Origin of the sequence: Microcella alkalica, from assembly GCF_014595885.1 — a bacterium.
Taxonomy (GTDB): domain Bacteria; phylum Actinomycetota; class Actinomycetes; order Actinomycetales; family Microbacteriaceae; genus Microcella; species Microcella alkaliphila_B.
Genome location: NZ_JABUKC010000002.1, coordinates 404,570 through 421,358, shown reverse-complemented (window position 1 = coordinate 421,358; position 16,789 = coordinate 404,570). Strand labels below are relative to the sequence as shown.

At 71.6% G+C, this 16,789-nt stretch carries 15 protein-coding genes; 3 read left to right on the top strand and 12 right to left on the bottom strand.

Annotation, left to right across the window (positions count from 1 at the left end):
- Window positions 1–2 precede the first annotated feature (2 nt).
- From alaS to ID804_RS06455, 4 genes are all read right to left on the bottom strand, one after another.
- Complete coding sequence (gene alaS, locus ID804_RS06470) at window positions 3–2,660, bottom strand: alanine--tRNA ligase (RefSeq protein ID WP_169078231.1); 2,658 nt, start codon at window positions 2,658–2,660, stop codon at window positions 3–5.
- 131 nt (window positions 2,661–2,791) lie between these two features.
- The gene (locus tag ID804_RS06465) at window positions 2,792–3,019 is read right to left on the bottom strand and encodes a hypothetical protein (protein WP_169078229.1); all 228 of its coding nucleotides are present in this window, start codon (window positions 3,017–3,019) and stop codon (window positions 2,792–2,794) included.
- A 133-nt stretch (window positions 3,020–3,152) separates the two neighbouring features.
- Window positions 3,153–3,782: a 30S ribosomal protein S4 gene (gene rpsD / locus ID804_RS06460; RefSeq protein ID WP_169078227.1), complete on the bottom strand. Its 630-nt coding sequence runs from the start codon at window positions 3,780–3,782 to the stop codon at window positions 3,153–3,155.
- Window positions 3,783–3,932: 150 nt separating this feature from the next.
- A complete protein-coding gene (locus ID804_RS06455) occupies window positions 3,933–5,297 on the bottom strand; it encodes a replication-associated recombination protein A (RefSeq protein WP_169078225.1) in 1,365 nt (454 codons plus the stop codon).
- 98 nt (window positions 5,298–5,395) lie between these two features.
- Between ID804_RS06455 and ID804_RS06450 the strand changes: the two genes are divergently transcribed.
- From ID804_RS06450 to ID804_RS06440, 3 genes are all read left to right on the top strand, one after another.
- Window positions 5,396–6,175 (top strand): peptidylprolyl isomerase, encoded by a 780-nt coding sequence (locus ID804_RS06450; RefSeq protein WP_169078223.1) that lies wholly within the window; start codon window positions 5,396–5,398, stop codon window positions 6,173–6,175.
- A gap of 121 nt (window positions 6,176–6,296) precedes the next feature.
- Window positions 6,297–7,532 (top strand): DUF349 domain-containing protein, encoded by a 1,236-nt coding sequence (locus ID804_RS06445; protein WP_188219173.1) that lies wholly within the window; start codon window positions 6,297–6,299, stop codon window positions 7,530–7,532.
- A 105-nt stretch (window positions 7,533–7,637) separates the two neighbouring features.
- Window positions 7,638–8,234: a type IV toxin-antitoxin system AbiEi family antitoxin gene (locus tag ID804_RS06440; RefSeq protein WP_169078221.1), complete on the top strand. Its 597-nt coding sequence runs from the start codon at window positions 7,638–7,640 to the stop codon at window positions 8,232–8,234.
- Here ID804_RS06440 and ID804_RS06435 read toward each other — a convergent pair.
- The 8 genes from ID804_RS06435 to ID804_RS06400 form a co-directional block, all read right to left on the bottom strand.
- Window positions 8,221–10,470, bottom strand: coding sequence for a RelA/SpoT family protein (locus ID804_RS06435; protein ID WP_169078219.1), 2,250 nt, complete (start codon window positions 10,468–10,470; stop codon window positions 8,221–8,223). The two genes, ID804_RS06440 and ID804_RS06435, sit on opposite strands and share 14 nt — an antisense overlap.
- A gap of 37 nt (window positions 10,471–10,507) precedes the next feature.
- Window positions 10,508–11,518, bottom strand: coding sequence for a protein translocase subunit SecF (secF, locus tag ID804_RS06430; protein WP_169078217.1), 1,011 nt, complete (start codon window positions 11,516–11,518; stop codon window positions 10,508–10,510).
- Entirely contained in the window at window positions 11,515–13,245 is a 1,731-nt protein-coding gene (gene secD, locus ID804_RS06425; RefSeq protein ID WP_169078215.1) for a protein translocase subunit SecD, read from the bottom strand. The genes secF and secD overlap by 4 nt, the downstream gene beginning before the upstream one ends.
- A 71-nt stretch (window positions 13,246–13,316) precedes the next feature.
- Window positions 13,317–13,685: a preprotein translocase subunit YajC gene (gene yajC / locus ID804_RS06420; RefSeq protein WP_169078213.1), complete on the bottom strand. Its 369-nt coding sequence runs from the start codon at window positions 13,683–13,685 to the stop codon at window positions 13,317–13,319.
- Between the two features lie 87 nt (window positions 13,686–13,772).
- On the bottom strand, window positions 13,773–14,789 hold the full coding sequence (ruvB, locus tag ID804_RS06415) for a Holliday junction branch migration DNA helicase RuvB (protein ID WP_169078211.1): 1,017 nt from the start codon (window positions 14,787–14,789) through the stop codon (window positions 13,773–13,775).
- Window positions 14,786–15,427 (bottom strand): Holliday junction branch migration protein RuvA, encoded by a 642-nt coding sequence (ruvA, locus tag ID804_RS06410; protein WP_169078209.1) that lies wholly within the window; start codon window positions 15,425–15,427, stop codon window positions 14,786–14,788. Before ruvA ends, ruvB begins: the two co-directional genes overlap by 4 nt.
- Window positions 15,424–16,002 carry a crossover junction endodeoxyribonuclease RuvC gene (gene ruvC / locus ID804_RS06405; RefSeq protein WP_169078207.1) on the bottom strand — a complete coding sequence of 193 codons (579 nt, stop codon included), beginning with the start codon at window positions 16,000–16,002 and terminating at the stop codon, window positions 15,424–15,426. Before ruvC ends, ruvA begins: the two co-directional genes overlap by 4 nt.
- Window positions 16,003–16,015: 13 nt before the next feature.
- The gene (locus tag ID804_RS06400; protein ID WP_169078205.1) at window positions 16,016–16,780 is read right to left on the bottom strand and encodes a YebC/PmpR family DNA-binding transcriptional regulator; all 765 of its coding nucleotides are present in this window, start codon (window positions 16,778–16,780) and stop codon (window positions 16,016–16,018) included.
- Window positions 16,781–16,789 lie beyond the last annotated feature (9 nt).

Genomic DNA, 16,789 nt, shown 5'->3' with positions numbered 1-16,789 from the left:
GCTCAGCCGCGCAGCTGCGCGAGCACGGCCTCGAGCGCGGCGGGGATCGCCGCGGGGTCGCTGCCGCCGCCCTGCGCGAGGTCGTCCTTGCCGCCGCCGCCTCCGCCGAGCACCGCGGAGGCGGTGCGGGCGAGCGCTCCGGCCTTCGCACCAACCTCGCGTGCGGCGGGCGTCGTGGCGACGATGACGGTCGCCTTGCCGCCGACCTCCGCCGCGAGCACGACGACCGCGGCCTGCGCCGCGAGACGCTCGCGCACGCTCGTGGCGAGGGTGCGCACGTCGTCGGCCGAGCCGAGCGCGCCGAGGTGCTCGGCGACCACTGTGAACGCGCCGATGGGGCTCGCGGCCTGCACGAGCGTCGGCACGCGCTCGCTGAGGCGGCTCGCCTCGAACTGCGCGATCTTCTTCTCGGCGGCCTTGAGCTGCGCGCTGAGGTCGGCGATGCGGTCGGCGAGCTGCTCGCGGGGCGTCTTGAGCGTGCTCGTGAGCTGCTGCACGAGGGCGCGCTCGGTCGCGAACTCGCGGAACGCCTCGAGGCCGACGAGCGCCTCGACGCGACGGTTGGTCGAGCCCACGCTCGACTCGCTCACGAGGCTGATCATGCCGATCTCGGCGCTCGAGCTGACGTGGGTGCCGGCGCACAGCTCGCGCGACCACGGGCCGCCGATGTCGACGACGCGCACGGTGTCGCCGTACTTCTCGCCGAACAGCGCCATCGCGCCGAGCGACTTCGCCTCGTCGAGGCCCATGACGCGCGTGGTGACCGGCAGATTGTCGCGCACAGCGATGTTGCTGATCTCCTCGATCTCGCTGCGGGTCGCCGCGCTCAGCGCCTGGTTCCAGCTGAAGTCCAGGCGCATGTAGCCGGCCTTGTTGTACGAGCCCGACTGGTGGGCGTCGTGACCGAGCGTCTGCCGCAGGGCGGCGTGGATGACGTGGGTCGCCGAGTGCGCCTGCGCCGCCGACCGGCGCCACACGGGGTCGACCTGCGTCTGCGCGGTCGCACCGACGTGCACCTCGCCGGCGCGCACCTGCACCGTGTGGCTGATGAGGCCCTTCACGGGCTTCTGCACGTCGAGCACCTCGAGATCGAAGCCGTTGCCGACGATCGCGCCCTCGTCGGAGTCCTGACCGCCCGACTCGGCGTAGAGGGTCGTCTCGGCGAGGATGATCTCGGCGATGTCGCCCGCGCTCGCCGCCGGCACGCTGCGGCCGTCGACGATGATGCCGAGCACCGTGGTCTCGGTGTCGAGGCGGTCGTAGCCGAGGAACTCGGTCTCGCCCGCTGCGCGGAACTCGCCGTAGACGCTCAAATCCGCCAGGGCGCCCTTCTTCGACTTGGCGTCGGCCTTCGCGCGGGCCCGCTGCTCGGCCATGAGCCGGTCGAAGGCGTCGCGGTCGACGGTGAGGCCGTTCTCCTCCGCCATCTCCAGGGTGAGGTCGAGCGGGAATCCGAAGGTGTCGTGCAGCTGGAAGACCGTGTCGCCGGGCAGCGCGGTCGTGCCGGCCGTCTTCGCCTCCGCCACGGCGAGGTCGAGGATGCTCGTGCCGGCCGCGAGCGTGCGCAGGAAGGTCTCCTCCTCGCCGAGCGCAAGCCGCGAGACCCGGTCGTAGTGCTGCGCGACCTCCGGGTAGGCCGCCGACATGGCGTCGCGTGACGCGGCGAACAGCACGTCGAAGGTGGGGGCATCCACCCCCAGCAGACGCATCGAGCGGATGCTGCGCCGCAGCAGGCGACGCAGGATGTAGCCCCGCCCCTCGTTGCCGGGCGCCACGCCGTCGGTCATGAGCATGAGGCTTGAGCGCACGTGATCGGCGATGACGCGCATCCGCACGTCGTCGCCGGGGTCGGCGCCGTAGCGGCGGCCCGAGAGCTCGGCGGCGGCGTCGAGCACGGGCCGCACCTGGTCGATCTCGTACATGTTCTCGACGCCCTGCAGCAGGAACGCGACGCGCTCCATACCCATGCCGGTGTCGATGTTCTTGTTCGGCAGCTCGCCGAGGATCTCGAAGTCGTTCTTGCCGGTGCCCTCGCCGCGGAGGTACTGCATGAACACGAGGTTCCATATCTCGACGTAGCGGTCGTCGTCGGTCGCCGGGCCGCCGTCGACGCCATAGGCGGGGCCGCGGTCGAAGAAGATCTCCGAGCAGGGGCCCGCGGGGCCGGGCTGGCCGGTCGACCAGTAGTTGGTGTCCATGTCGAGCCGCTGGATGCGATCGTCGGGCAGCCCGGCGATCTTCTTCCACAGCGTGATCGCCTCGTCGTCGTCCTTGTAGACGGTGACCCAGAGGTCCTTCTCCTGGAAGCCGAGCCCGCCGTCGCTCTGCGAGGTGGTGAGCAGCTCCCACGCGTAGGAGATCGCCCCCTCCTTGAAGTAGTCGCCGAACGAGAAGTTGCCGTTCATCTGGAAGAACGTGCCGTGCCGAGGGGTCTTGCCGACCTCCTCGATGTCGTTGGTGCGGATGCACTTCTGCACGCTCGTCGCGCGCGGGTAAGGCGCGGGCACGACGCCCGTGAGGTAGGGCACGAACGGCACCATGCCGGCGACCGTGAACAGCAGCGTCGGGTCGTCGCTCACGAGCGAGGCGGAGGGGACGACCGTGTGGCCGCGGGTTCCGAAGTAGTCGAGCCAGCGGCGCTGGATGTCGGCGGTCTGCATGTGCGTTGGGTCCTGTGATCGTTCGGTCGCGTCGCGGTCGCGCGAGGCGTCGGGGCGTGCGGTGGCGGCTGTGCGGGGCGGTGCGGGCGATCGCGGCCGACGCGATCGGGGCGGCGGATGCTCGGCGCGCGCTAGGCGCGGCGCTCCTGCAGGTCGGCGATGGTCGCCTCCGCCTCGGCGACGGCCGCGCGCAGCTCGGCCTCGCGCTGCCGGTACCCGTCGATGACGGCCTCGCCGAACTCGCGCGCCTTCGCGTCGACCTCGTCGAGGAACTGACGCGCCTCGGGAGACTTCTCGACCTGGCGGGCTGCGACGAAGCCGATCGCGACGCCCGCGACGAGCCAGACGAGCTTGTTCATGGGGTTCTCCTCACCTGGGGGACGACGATGCCACGGGGCCGCGCGGGCCCGGCGTTCCACCTTAGCGCCGCCACGGGAACGACGATGGGGGCCCGGCGTGAGCCGGACCCCCATCGTGCGGAGCGCTGAGCGACTAGCGCGCGGCGTAGTACTCGACGACGAGCTGCACGTCGCAGGTGACGGGCACCTCGGCGCGCTTCGGGCGACGCACGAGGCGCGCCTGCAGCTTGTCGAGCTCGACCTCGAGGTAGCCGGGGGTCTTGGGCAGCACGTCGACGTGACCGCCGGCCGCGGCGACCTGGAACGGCTCCATCGACTCGCTCTTGGGCTTGACGTGGATGAGCTGGCCCGGCTTCACGCGGAATGAGGGGCGGTCAACGATCTTGCCGTCGACGAGGATGTGACGGTGCACGACCATCTGGCGGGCCTGCGCCGTGGTGCGGGCGAAGCCGGAGCGCAGCACGAGCGCGTCGAGACGCATCTCGAGCAGCTCGACGAGGTTCTCACCGGTCAGGCCCTCGGTGCGGCGGGCCTCCTGGAAGACGATGCGCAGCTGCGCCTCGCGGATGCCGTACTGGGCGCGCAGGCGCTGCTTCTCACGCAGACGGACGGCGTAGTCGCTGTCGGCCTTGCGCTTGGTGCGGCCGTGCTCACCGGGAGCGTAGGGGCGCTTCTCGAGGTACTTGGCGGCCTTCGGGGTGAGGGCGATGCCGAGCGCGCGCGAGAGGCGGGTCTTGCTGCGGGTGCGTGACTTGGTGGACACGATTTCCTTCCGTGGTCGTGGTCGCGGCTGTCGCGACTCACGGACGTACACCCTCCGTCCGATCCGGACGCACGCCGAGGCGTTCCGGTGGAGCTGCTGGGGAGGGTGTGCCCATATCCGACGGGCCGATAGAGCCTACCAGAGCGAGGGTCAGTCGCCCGAACCGCGGCGACCCCGCACGATCGCGCGCAGCCTCGCCAGGCGGGCCGAGAGCTCGCGCTCGTGCCCGCGCTCGGTCGGCCGGTAGTACTCGCGGCCGCGCAGCGGCTGCGGCAGGTGCTCCTGCGCGACGACGCCGATCGGGTCGTCGTGCGGGTAGACGTAGCCCTTGCCGTGCCCGAGCCGCTTCGCCCCCGGGTAGTGCGCGTCGCGCAGCGGCTTCGGCACGCGGCCGAGGCGGCCGGCGCGCACATCCGCGATCGCGGCGTCGATGCCGACGTACGCGGCGTTCGACTTGGGCGCCGTGGCGAGGTAGACGACCGCCTCCGCGAGCGGGATGCGCCCCTCCGGCATGCCGATGAGCTGCACCGCCTGCGCGGCGGCGACCGCGATCGGCAGCGCCTGCGGGTCGGCGAGCCCGATGTCCTCCGAGGCGGAGATGATGACGCGTCGCGCGATGAACCGCGGGTCCTCCCCCGCCTCGATCATCCGCGCGAGGTAGTGCAGCGCGGCGTCGGGATCGCTGCCCCTGATCGACTTGATGAAGGCGCTGATGACGTCGTAGTGCTCGTCGCCGTTCCTGTCGTAGCGCAGCAGCGCCCGGTCGACGGCCGTCGCGACGATCTCGGCCGTGATGAGCGGATGCGCGGCCTCGCCCTCCGCATCCCTCGCGCCGCGCTCGCTCGCCGCCGACTGCGCGGCCGCCTCGAGCGCGGTGAGGGCGCGACGGGCATCCCCCGAGGCGAGGCGCACGATCGCCTCGCGCGCGGCCGGATCGAGTTCGACCTCGCCGCGCAGGCCCCGAGGGTCGGCGACCGCGCGGTCGACGAGCAGCCCGAGGTCGTCGTCGGAGAGCTGCTCGAGCGTCAGCAGGAGCGAGCGGCTCAGCAGCGGTGCGATGACGCTGAACGAGGGGTTCTCGGTCGTCGCAGCGATGAGGATCACCCAGCCGTTCTCGACGCCCGGCAGCAGGGCATCCTGCTGAGCCTTCGTGAAGCGGTGGATCTCATCGAGGAAGAGCACGGTCGACGAGCCGTAGAGGTCGCGGTCGGCAAGGGCGCGCTCCATGACCTCCCGCACGTCCTTCACGCCGGCGGTGATGGCGGAGAGCTCGACGAAGCGGCGGCCCGACTGGCGGGCGATCGCCTGCGCGAGCGTGGTCTTGCCCGTGCCGGGAGGGCCCCACAGGATGACCGACACGGCGCTGGGCGCCCTGCCGTCGTCGCGGGCGAGGCTCACGAGCGGCGAGCCCGGCCCGAGCAGGTGCCGCTGACCGGCGACCTCGTCGAGCCGCGTCGGCCGCATGCGCACCGCGAGGGGCACCGCGGCGGAGCCGAGCCCGGGGCGAGCATCCATGCCTCGAGGCTAGCGCCGAGCACCGACGCCGGTGCGCGGCGGCCCTCGCGCGCGCGACTAGAGTTCCCCACGGAGATTCCAGTGCGAGGGAGGCCCGAGTGGCACGAGGATCGTCGGCGAGCGACCGCGAGGCGCGCGAGCGGCTGCGCCGGTATCAGGCGCGGCAGACGGTGCACGAGACGCAGACGCGTCGACGCGTGCGCGACAACATCGGCGCGATCATCGCCCTCGTCGCCGTCGCGACCGTCGCCACCATCGGGCAGATCGTCTACTTCACGGCCGGCCCCGGCGCCCCCGAGCCCGCCCCGAGCGCCTCGCCCTCGCCGAGCCCCGAGGCGGAGGGCGCCCAGCCGCCCTCGACCGAGGTCAGCGAGTTCCGCACCTGGACGGGCGCGCTCACGCTCAACGACTCGCTCGAGCTCGGCCTCGAGCTCGACGGCATGGCGGCGCCGCAGGCGGTCGCCTCGTTCGTGCAGCTCGCCGAGGACGGCTTCTTCGACGGCACCAGCTGCCACCGCCTCACCACCGACGGCATCTTCGTGCTGCAGTGCGGCGACCCGACCGGCACCGGCACGGGCGGCCCCGACTACCGCTTCGGCCCGATCGAGAACGCTCCGGCCGACGACGTCTACGAGGAGGGCGTGCTCGCGATGGCCCGTCAGGGCGGCAACGGCTCGAGCATGGGCAGCCAGTTCTTCATCGTGTACGAGGAGTCGAGCATCCCGTCGGACGCCGCCGGCGGATACACGGTCTTCGGGCGCATCACGAGCGGGCTCGACGAGCTCGTCGACCAGGTCGTCTCGGCCGGTGTCGAGGGCGGCGCGACCGACGGCCGACCCGCCGCGCCCGCACTCGTGACCTCCGTCGTCGTGGAGTGACCGGCACGCGCTCGGTGAGCGCAACCCGACACGGCCGAGTCCGTGCGCGGGCCCGTGCAATATGCTGAACAGCCGTCCGACCACCGAGGCCGTCGGACGCAGTCGATGAGGATGATGCGCCGTGGCAGTGAATGAGCAGACGACCGCCTGGGGCCGGGTCGATGAGACCGGCACCGTGTATGTGACCGACCGGGGCGCCGAGCGCGCGGTCGGGCAGTACCCGGACGGCACCCCCGAGGAGGCCCTCGCCTACTTCACGCGCAAGTACGCCGAGCTCGAGGGCCAGGTGCGCCTGGTCGAGCAGCGCGCCCGCGGCGGCGCTCCCGCCGCCGACGTCGCCAAGACTGTGGCGCACCTCACCACCGCCCTCGAGGATGCGGCCGCCGTCGGCGACCTGGAGTCGCTGCGCACGCGCCTCGGCGCCCTCAGCGGCACCGTCGAGAAGCTCACCGAGGAGCAGCAGGCCGAGCAGCGCGCCGCGCTCGCCGAGGCGATCGCGCACCGCACGGCGATCGTCGAGCAGGCCGAGGCGATCGCCGCGAAGGATCCGCAGTCGCTGCAGTGGAAGCAGGTCTCCGCGACCCTCGACGAGCTCTTCGCCCAGTGGAAGGACCACCAGCAGAACGGCCCCCGCCTGCCGAAGAAGGAGGCCGACGAGCTCTGGAAGCGCTTCCGCGGCGCCCGCAGCACGGTCGAGTCGCACCGCCGCGCCTTCTTCGCCGGCCTCGACGCCGAGCACAAGGAGGCGAAGACCCGCAAGCAGGCGCTCGTGGCGAAGGCCGAGGCGCTCGCCGGCCAGGGCACGGCGGGGATCCCCGCCTACCGCCGCCTGCTGGACGAGTGGAAGCTCGCCGGCCGCGCGGGCAAGAAGGTCGACGACGCGCTCTGGGCCGCGTTCAAGGCGGCGGGCGACGTGCTCTACGCCGCGAAGGCCGAGGTCGACGCGCGCGAGAACGAGGAGTTCGCCGGCAACCTCGAGGCCAAGCTCGCCCTCCTCACCGAGGCGGAGCCGCTGCTGAAGGCCACCGATCGCGTCGTGGCGCGCAACACGCTCACGAACATCCAGCGCCGGTGGGACGCGATCGGGAAGGTGCCCCGCGACCAGGTGAAGGTCGTCGAGGAGCGGCTGCGCCGCATCGAGCAGGCCGTCAAGGCGCTCGAAGAGGAGCACTGGCAGAAGAACGACCCGGAGAAGAAGGCCCGCTCGCAGGGCCTCGCGGCGCAGCTGCACGAGGCCATCGCCGCGCTCGAGGCAGACCTCGAGCGCGCGAAGGCGGCGAAGGACGCCACGAAGGTCGCCGAGCTCGAGGAGTCGCTCGAGGCTCGACGCGCCTGGCTCGCCGCCGTCGACCGCTAGGCCGCGCCGCCTCAGGGCGGGAGGCATCCTCTCCCCAGCTTGGCCCTGCCGAGCAGTTCTCCACCGATCGTCTCGCCGGGGCGGTCGCATCAGAGGGCCTGCGCCATGCTCGCCGGCATGATGCGCCGCCTGCCCTCGATCCTGACCGACAATGACCTGCCCGCCGTCGAGCTGCGGGCCGCCGAACTCGACGGTGAGCTCGGTGGGCTCGCCGGGGGCTGGGCGGTGACGGATGCGCCCGTGACGGCCGCCGCTCGCGCGGCCGCCGTCGCACCCGGGGTGCCCGCGCGCGCCATCCTCATCGAGCGTTGCGCGGCGTGGGTGTGGGGGTGGACGGCCGAGCCGTCGCCCGTGCGCGTGTGCGTGGCGCGGTCGGCGCGCATCGGCACCTCCGCACGCCGGGAGGGGCGCATCCGCGAGGCGGAGATCGACGCCGACGAGATCCGCACGCTCGGCGGGGTGTCGATCACGAGCCCCGAGCGCACTCTCGTCGACCTCGCGCGCTTCGACGAGCGCGACGACGTCGTCGCCCTGCTCGCCGCGGGCATCGTCGCCGCCGCGATGCCGAGCGAAGCAGTCGCGGCGGCGCTCGACCGCCGGCGCAGCGCAGCGGGTCGCCGACGCGCGCGAGAGCGGCTCGCCGCGGCGCTCGACCTCGCGCACCGGGCGCCAGAGGAGCTCGCGCTCGTCAGCCGTTGCTGACGCGGTAGACGTCGTAGACGGCGTCGATGCGGCGCACGGCGTTGAGCACGCGGTCGAGGTGCGTGACGTCGCCCATCTCGAAGACGAAGCGGCTCAGCGCCAGCCGATCGCGGGAGGTGTTCACGCTCGCCGACAGGATGTTCACGTGGTGCTCGGAGAGCACGCGCGTGACGTCGCTCAGCAGCCCGCTGCGGTCGAGCGCCTCGACCTGGATCTGCACGAGGAACAGGCTCTTCGACGTGGGCGCCCACTCGACCTCGATCATGCGATCGGGCTCCTGCAGCAGCGACTGGACGTTGCTGCAGTCCTTCCGATGCACGCTCACGCCGGTGCCGCGCGTGATGAAGCCGACGATCTGATCGCCCGGTACCGGCGTGCAGCACTTGGCGAGCTTCACCAAGATGTCCGGGGCTCCGCGCACGAGCACGCCCGAGTCGCTCGTCCGCACGGGCGTGCGGCCGCGCGTGGGCACCACGAAGGGCTCGTCGTCGCTCTCGTCGTGCACGTGCAACGCGGCGACGATCTTCTCGATCACGGACTGCGTCGAGACGTGGCCCTCCCCCACGGCCGCGTAGAGGGCATCCACCGTCTCGTAGCGCAGCTGGGAGGCGACCTCCGCCACGGAGTCCTGCGACATGAGGCGCTGCAGCGGCAGGTTCTGCTTGCGCATCGCGCGCGCGATCGCGTCGCGCCCCTGCTCGATCGCCTCGTCGCGGCGCTCCTTCGTGAACCACTGGCGGATCTTCGAGCGGGCGCGGGTGCTCGTGACGAAGTTCAGCCAGTCCTGGCTGGGGCCGGCGTCCGGGTTCTTGGAGGTGAAGACCTCCACGGTGTCGCCCGAACTGAGCTGGCTCTCGAGCGGCACGAGGCGCCCGTTGACCTTCGCGCCCATCGTGCGGTGCCCGATCTCGGTGTGCACCGCGTACGCGAAGTCGACGGGCGTCGCGCCGGCGGGCAGGCCGATGACCTTGCCCTGCGGCGTGAAGACGTAGACCTCCTTGGCGCCGATCTCGTAGCGGAGGTTGTCGAGGAACTCGCCGGGGTCGCTGGTCTCGGCCTGCCAGTCGGAGATGTGGGCCAGCCAGGCCATGTCGGTGTCGGAGCGGCCGGACTCGACGGCGCCGCGGCCGGAGTTCATGCGCTCCTTGTACTTCCAGTGCGCGGCGACGCCGTACTCGGCCCGCTGGTGCATCTCGTGCGTGCGGATCTGGATCTCCACGGGCCGACCGCCCGGGCCGAACACCGTCGTGTGCAGCGACTGGTACAGGTTGAACTTCGGCGTCGCGATGTAGTCCTTGAACCGGCCGGGCATGGGGTTCCAGCGGGCGTGCACCGCACCGAGCACCGCATAGCAGTCGCGGATCGTGTTGACGAGGATCCGGATGCCCGTGAGGTCGTAGATCTCCTCGAAGTCGCGACCTCGGTTCACCATCTTCTGGTAGATCGAGTAGTACTGCTTGGGTCGACCGATGATCTGCGACTTGATCTTCGCCTGGCGCAGGTCGCCCGTGATGGCGTCGATGACCTGCTGCACGAACGCCTCGCGCTCGGGCGTGCGGTTCTTCACCAGGCTCTCGATCTCGACGTAGATCTTCGGGTGCAGCACCGCGAAGGAAAGATCCTCCAGCTCCCACTTGATCGTCGAGATGCCGAGGCGGTGCGCCAGCGGCGCGTAGATCTCGAGGGTCTCCTGCGCCTTGCGGCGTGCGGAGTCGCTCTCGACGAAGCCCCACGTGCGGGCGTTGTGCAGACGGTCGGCGAGCTTGATGAGCAGCACCCGGATGTCCTTCGACATCGCCACGATCATCTTGCGCACGGTCTCGGCCTGCGCGCTGTCGCCGTATTTGACCTTGTCGAGCTTCGTCACCCCGTCGACGAGCATCGCGATCTCGTCGCCGAAGTCGGCGCGCAGCTGGTCGAGGGTGTAGGGAGTGTCTTCGACCGTGTCGTGCAGCAGCGAGGCGGCGAGCGTCTTCACGCCGATGCCCAGATCGGCGAGGATCTGCGTCACCGCGACGGGGTGCGTGATGTACGGCTCGCCGCTCTTGCGCGACTGGCCGCGGTGCGCCCGCTCGGCGACCTGGTAGGCGCGCTCGAGCAGGGCGATGTCGGCCTTCGGATGCTGCGCGCGCACAGTGCGCACGAGCTGCTCGAAGCCGCCGACGGGCTGCGCGCGCGAGAACAGGCGGGGCAGCAGCGCGCGGAGCGTCGCGGTGCTCTGCGTCGTGTCCGTCATCGGCGGCCTCCCCGTCGTGAGTCTACGCGCGCCCTCCTCAGCGGACCGCGCCGGACTCGGGCACGCTGCGCTTCGCGCGGCCGCCCTGCTTCTTGACCTCCGGCTCGTTCTCGCGTAGGTGCACGTAGAGCGGCGCCGCGAGGAAGATCGACGAGTAGGTGCCGACGATCGTGCCGACGAACAGGGCGAGCGCGATGTCGAACAGCGTGCCGGCGCCGAGCAGGAGCGCACCGATCAGCAGGATCGCGGCGACCGGGAGGCTCGCGACGATCGAGGTGTTGATCGAGCGCACGAGCGTCTGGTTGACCGCGAGGTTGACCGACTGGGCGAAGGTGCGACGAGACTCGACGCCGTCCTCGCTGGTGTTCTCGCGCACCTTGTCGAAGACGACGACGGTGTCGTAGAGCGAGTAGCCCAGGATCGTGAGGAAGCCGATCACGGCGGCCGGGGTGATCTCGAAGCCGAACACGCCGTAGATGCCGGCCGTGATGATGAGGTCGTGCGCGAGCGCGATGAGCGCGGCGAGCGACATCTTCCAGGTGCGGAAGTAGATCGCCAGCACGAGGCTCGCGAGGATCAGGAACACGACCAGGGCGATGAGCGCCTGGCGGGTGATGTCGTTGCCCCACGTGGCGCCGATGAAGCTCGTGCTGATCTGCTCGGCCTCGACATCGAAGGCCGCGGCCAGGGCATCCTGCACCTCGTTCGTCTCGCCGGGCGTCAGCTGCTCGGTCTGGACGCGGACGGAGTCGCCGCCGACCACGGAGACGCGAGGGTTCGAGCCGGGGACGACGCTCGTGACGGCCTCGGTGGCGATCTCGGTCGTGCTCGCCGTGTCCTCCGACGCCTCGGCCACCTGGGAGACGCGGAACTCGCTGCCGCCCCGGAACTCGATGCCGAAGACGAAGCCGCCGCGCAGCGCCGTGATCGCGACGGTGGCCACCACGAGCACGATGGCGATGAGGTACCACGTGCGGCGGCGCCCGACGAAGTCGAACGAGCGCGCGCCCGTGTAGAGGTCGTTGCCGAACTGCGTGAGGTTGCTCATCGGGCGTCCTTCCCGTTGCCGCCCTGTTCGGCGGCCTTGCGCTCGGCGATGGTCTGGCGTCGCTGGGCCTCGCGGCTCGACGACGCGCGCTTGGTCGCGCTCACCGCCGCCGAGGGGCGGAACTGCGCGCGGCCCCGGTAGACGGCGCCGAGCGCCTGTGGGTCGAGGCCGCTGAGCGGGTGGCCGCCGCCGAAGAAGCGCGTGCGGCCGAGCAGCTGCATCATGGGGTGCGTGAAGAGCGCCACCACGATGAGGTCGACGATCGTCGTGAGACCGAGCGTGAAGGCGAAGCCGCGCACGTTGCCGACGGCGAGCACGAACAGCACCACGGCCGCGATGACGTTGATGACGTCGGAGATGAGGATCGTGCGGAAGGCGCGCTTCCAGCCCGCCTCGACGGCGCCGTCGACGCTGCGGCCGTCGCGCAGCTCGTCGCGGATGCGCTCGAAGTACACGATGAACGAGTCGGCGATGACGCCCACCGAGATGATGAGGCCCGCGACGCCGGCGAGCGAGAGGCGGAAGCCCTGCTGGTTCGACAGGTAGGTGATGAGCAGGTAGGTCACGATGCCGGCGATGACGAGCGAGGCGACCGTCACGCCGCCGAGGGCGCGGTACTGGAAGAGCGAGTACGCCACGACCAGCAGCAGACCGATGAGGCCGGCGATGATGCCGCTCTGCAGCTGTGAGACGCCGAGCGTCGCGCTGATCTGATCCTGCGACTGCAGCTCGAAGCCGATCGGCAGCGCGCCGAACTTGAGCTGGTCGGCGAGCGTCTTCGCGCTCTCCTGCGTGAAGTCGCCCGAGATCTGCGGCTGGCCGTCGGTGATGGCGCTGATCGTGCGCGGAGCGCTGATGACCTGGCCGTCGAGCACGATCGCGAACTGGTTGCGCACGCCCTGCAGGCTCACGAGCCGCTCGGTCACCTCGCGGAACTGCTCGGTGCCCTCGCCGTCGAACTCGAGAAACACGCCCCACTCGCCCGTGCTGACACCCGTCGACGACTGGATGAGACCCGAGGTTGCGTCGGCGATGCGGGCACCGGTGACCTCGACCGGGCCGAGGATGTACTTCAGCCCCGTGCCCTGCTCGCACGTGATGAGCGGCTCGTCCTCCGGGGCGACGTTCGCGCCGCTCTCGGCGACCGTGGCGCAGTCGAACGAGTCGAACTGCTCCTGCAGCTCCGGCGTGATCCAGTTGGGGTCGCTCGCATCCGTCGGCGAGGCCGTCGGGCTCGGGGCGGCGCTGGGCTCGGCCGTCGCGGAGTCGCTCGGGCTGGGGCTCGCGCTCGGGTCGCCGGTCTCCCCGCCCTCGCCGATCGTGCTGTTGGAGGCGAGATCGGCGGCGAGCACCGCGCGGAACTCGAGCTTCGCCGACGAGCGGATGCGCTCGAGCGTCGCGTCGTCGGGCGTGCCCGGGATCGACACGACGATGTTCTGCCCGCCCTGGGTGTTGATCTCCGACTCGCTCACGCCCGCGGCGTCGACGCGCTGCCGGATGATGCCCACGGCCTGGTCGAGCTGCTCCTGCGTGACGCTCTGCCCCGACGAGAGCTGCGGCGTCAGCGTCAGCTGCGTGCCGCCCTCGAGGTCGAGCGCGAGCTTCGGGGTCCAGGAGCCCCCGTTCCAGAGCACGCTCGCCGCATTGCCGCCGATGAGGGCGACGATGATGACGAGCAGCCAGACGAGGGAGCGCAGAGCTCTGCGCTCGGGGGTGCTTCGTGCCACCTCAGATACTCATTTCTGCAGGAGTCAGTGCCGCGCCGCCGGGGGCAGGCGCGAGCCGTCGACCGCGCGGGCTACTTGCTCGACGAACCGGCGTCGTCGGTCGTGTCGACGCTCGAGACGTTGAGCTGCGGCCCCTCGGCCGCCTCCTCCGCCGCCTCGTCGCCCTCCGTCGCCGACTCGGTCTCGTCGACCACGCGGGCGAGCGTCTGACGGTGCACGCGCACCTCGTTGCCGGGGCTCGTCTCGAGCACGGCGACGTTGTTCTCCTCGTCGATCGAGACGAGCGTGCCGAACAGACCGAAGTTCGTCATGACCGCCGCGCCGGGCACCATCTGCTCCTGGAGCTTGGCCATGTCCTCCCGACGCTTCTTCGAGTTGCGCCACATGAAGAAGATGAGCATGGCCAGGATGGCCAGCATGACGATCGTCAACGGATCCATTGCGTGGTGAACCTTTCGGGAGAGTCAGCCGCGAGCGCGACAGTCACAGGGCAGGGCGCCAGGGTGCTCCCGCGCAGCCTCGCATAACTATAGGTCATCGCCACCGGCCGGCCGGGGCTCGCGACCGAGGTGCCGCCAGGCCTGTGCGGTGGCCACGCGACCGCGAGGCGTGCGGGCGATGAGCCCCGAGCGCACCAGGAACGGCTCGACGACGGCCTCGATCGTCTCGGCCTCCTCTCCCACCGAGACGGCGAGGGTCGAGAGGCCGACGGGGCCGCCGTCGAAGCGCTCGACGATCGCGTCGAGCACGGCGCGGTCGAGGCGGTCGAGACCCTGCTCGTCGACGTCGTACAGCTCGAGGGCATCGCGCACGGCGGCCGTGTCCGCTGCCCCGCCGTGGACGAGGGCGTAGTCGCGCACGCGGCGCAGGAGCCGGTTGGCGATGCGCGGGGTGCCTCGGCTGCGCCCGGCGATCTCGCGCAGGGCATCCGTCGCGATGTCGAGGCGCAGCAGCGCCGCGGCGCGCTGCAGCACGCGGTGCAGCTCGTCGGGCTCGTAGAACTCCAGGTGCGCGGTGAAGCCGAAGCGGTCGCGCAGGGGGTTCGGCAGCAGGCCCGCGCGCGTCGTCGCGCCGACGAGCGTGAACGGCGCCAGCTCGAGCGGGATGCTCGTCGCCCCCGCCCCCTTTCCGACCATGATGTCGACGCGGAAGTCCTCCATGGCGAGGTACAGCATCTCCTCCGCGCTGCGGGCCATGCGGTGGATCTCGTCGATGAAGAGCACCTCGCCCGGCACGAGCGACGACAGCACGGCCGCGAGGTCGCCGGCGTGCTGGATCGCCGGACCGCTCGTCATGCGCAGCGGCCGCTCGCCCTCGTGCGCGACGATCATCGCGAGCGTCGTCTTGCCGAGCCCTGGCGGGCCGGCGAGCAGGATGTGGTCGGGGGCGCGGTTCTGCAGGCTCGCCGCCTCCAGCAGCAGCTGCAGCTGCCGGCGCACCTTCTGCTGCCCGACGAACTCGTCGAGGCTCTGCGGGCGCAGGGCGCCCTCGAAGGCGAGCTCGGAGTCGCTCTCGGGGGTGCCGCGCAGCAGCTCGCCGCTCATGCGCGGCTCCGCTCATCGGGGCGGGCGGCCGCGGGGCCGAGCTGCGCGAGCGCGCGGCGCAGCAGCACGGGAAGGGCGCTGCGCTCGTCCGCCGGTTCGGCCGCAAGTACCGCCTGCGCGGCCTCGAGCGCGGCGCGCTCGGGCCAGCCCAGCCCCGTGAGCGCCTCGACGAGGGCGACCGCCGCGGTCGCGTCGGTGTCGGCCGACGGCGGCTCGGGCAGGGTCGCGGAGGCCGAGGGCGCGGCGATCTTGCCGGCCAGCGAGACGACGATGAGCTTCGCCGTCTTGGGCCCGATGCCGCTCACGCGCCGGAACGGGGCGTCGTCGTCGTCGTGGATCGCGCGCGCGATCGCCGACGGCTCGAGCTGCCCGAGCACGCCCAGGGCCGACTTCGGGCCGACGCCGGAGACCGTGCGCAGCAGGTCGAACAGCTGCAGCTCGGTCTCGTCGAGGAACCCGAACAGGCTCACGTCGTCCTCCCGCACGACCATCGCGGTGTGCAGGCGCACGCGGTCGTCGACGCGCAACTCGCGCGCGCAGCGCTCGGTGACGGCGACCGCGTACCCGACCCCGCCGACCTCGAGCACCACGCGGCCCGCGGCGAGGGCGACGACGGTTCCGCGCAGGGAGGCGATCACCGCTCGAGCCTACGGGCGGCCGCCGACTTCTCGGCGTCGCGCCACGCACGCTGCGCGGGGGTCAGGGATCCCGGCCCCTCGACCGCGGTGGCGGGGGCCGCGCCGCCGCGCCAGGCGTGGCAGAGGGCGAGGGCGAGCGCGTCGGCGGCGTCCGCGGGCCTCGGCGGAGCATCCAGTCGAAGGATGCGCTGCACCATCGCCGTGACCTGCGCCTTGTCGGCGCCGCCGTGGCCGGTGACGGCCGCCTTGACCTCGCTCGGGGTGTGCAGCGCCACCGTGAGGCCGCGGGCCGCGGCAGCCTGGAGCACGACGCCGCTCGCCTGCGCCGTGCCCATGACCGTGCGCACGTTGTGCTGGGCGAAGACGCGCTCGAGCGCGACGACGTCCGGCCGGTGCTCGTCGAGCAGAGCGGCCACCCCCTCGGCGATCGCGAGCACGCGCCGCTCGAGCGCGAGCTCGGGGTCGGTGCGCACGACCGAGACGTGCACGAGCGTCGCCCGCCGCGTGGGCTCGACGTCGACGACGCCCACGCCGCAGCGCGTGAGGCCCGGGTCGACGCCGAGCACGCGCAGCACGGGCGCCGCCCCGCTACTCGTCGTCGGCGTCGAGCTCGGCGCGCACCTCAGCGCTGAGCGCGATGTTCGTGTAGACGTTCTGCACGTCGTCGAGGTCGTCGAGCGCGTCGACGAGCTTGAAGACCTTCCGCGCCGTCTCGGCGTCGGCCTCGATCTGCACGCCGGCAACGAACTCGGCCTCGGCCGAGTCGTACTCGATGCCGGCCTCCTGCAGCGCGGCGCGCGCGGCCATGAGCTGCGAGGGCTCGGTGATGACCTCGAACCCGCCGCCCTGGTCGACGACCTCCTCCGCACCGGCGTCGAGCACGGCCATGAGGATGTCGTCCTCCGTCAGCGAGTCGGTCTTCGTGATCGCGATGACGCCCTTGCGGTGGAAGTTGTAGGCGACGCTGCCCGGGTCTGCCATGGTGCCGCCGTTGCGCGTCATGCCCGTCCGCACCTCAGCGGCGGCGCGGTTCTTGTTGTCGGTCAGGCACTCGATGAGCAGCGCGACCCCGCCGGCGCCGTAGCCCTCGTACATGATCGTCTGGTAGTCGACGGCGTCGCCGGTGAGCCCGGCCCCGCGCTTGATGGCGCGGTCGATGTTGTCGTTCGGCACCGAGGTCTTCTTGGCCTTCTGCACCGCGTCGGCGAGGGTGGGGTTGCCCGACAGGTCGGCGCCGCCGATCTTCGCCGCGACCTCGATGTTCTTGATGAGCTTGGCGAACGACTTGGCACGGCGCGCGTCGATGACGGCCTTCTTGTGCTTGGTCGTCGCCCACTTGGAATGCCCGGACATGCCGCTCCT

Excerpts from the sequence above, each read along its gene's own strand:
- alaS (WP_169078231.1), bottom strand. The coding sequence starts at position 2,660 with ATGCAGACCGCCGACATCCAGCGCCGCTGGCTCGACTACTTCGGAACC.
- ID804_RS06465 (WP_169078229.1), bottom strand. The coding sequence starts at position 3,019 with ATGAACAAGCTCGTCTGGCTCGTCGCGGGCGTCGCGATCGGCTTCGTC.
- ID804_RS06455 (WP_169078225.1), bottom strand. The coding sequence starts at position 5,297 with ATGGATGCTCGCCCCGGGCTCGGCTCCGCCGCGGTGCCCCTCGCGGTG.
- ID804_RS06440 (WP_169078221.1), top strand. The coding sequence starts at position 7,638 with ATGCTCGCCGGCATGATGCGCCGCCTGCCCTCGATCCTGACCGACAAT.
- ID804_RS06435 (WP_169078219.1), bottom strand. The coding sequence starts at position 10,470 with ATGACGGACACGACGCAGAGCACCGCGACGCTCCGCGCGCTGCTGCCC.
- secF (WP_169078217.1), bottom strand. The coding sequence starts at position 11,518 with ATGAGCAACCTCACGCAGTTCGGCAACGACCTCTACACGGGCGCGCGC.
- yajC (WP_169078213.1), bottom strand. The coding sequence starts at position 13,685 with ATGGATCCGTTGACGATCGTCATGCTGGCCATCCTGGCCATGCTCATC.
- ruvB (WP_169078211.1), bottom strand. The coding sequence starts at position 14,789 with ATGAGCGGCGAGCTGCTGCGCGGCACCCCCGAGAGCGACTCCGAGCTC.
- ID804_RS06400 (WP_169078205.1), bottom strand. The coding sequence starts at position 16,780 with ATGTCCGGGCATTCCAAGTGGGCGACGACCAAGCACAAGAAGGCCGTC.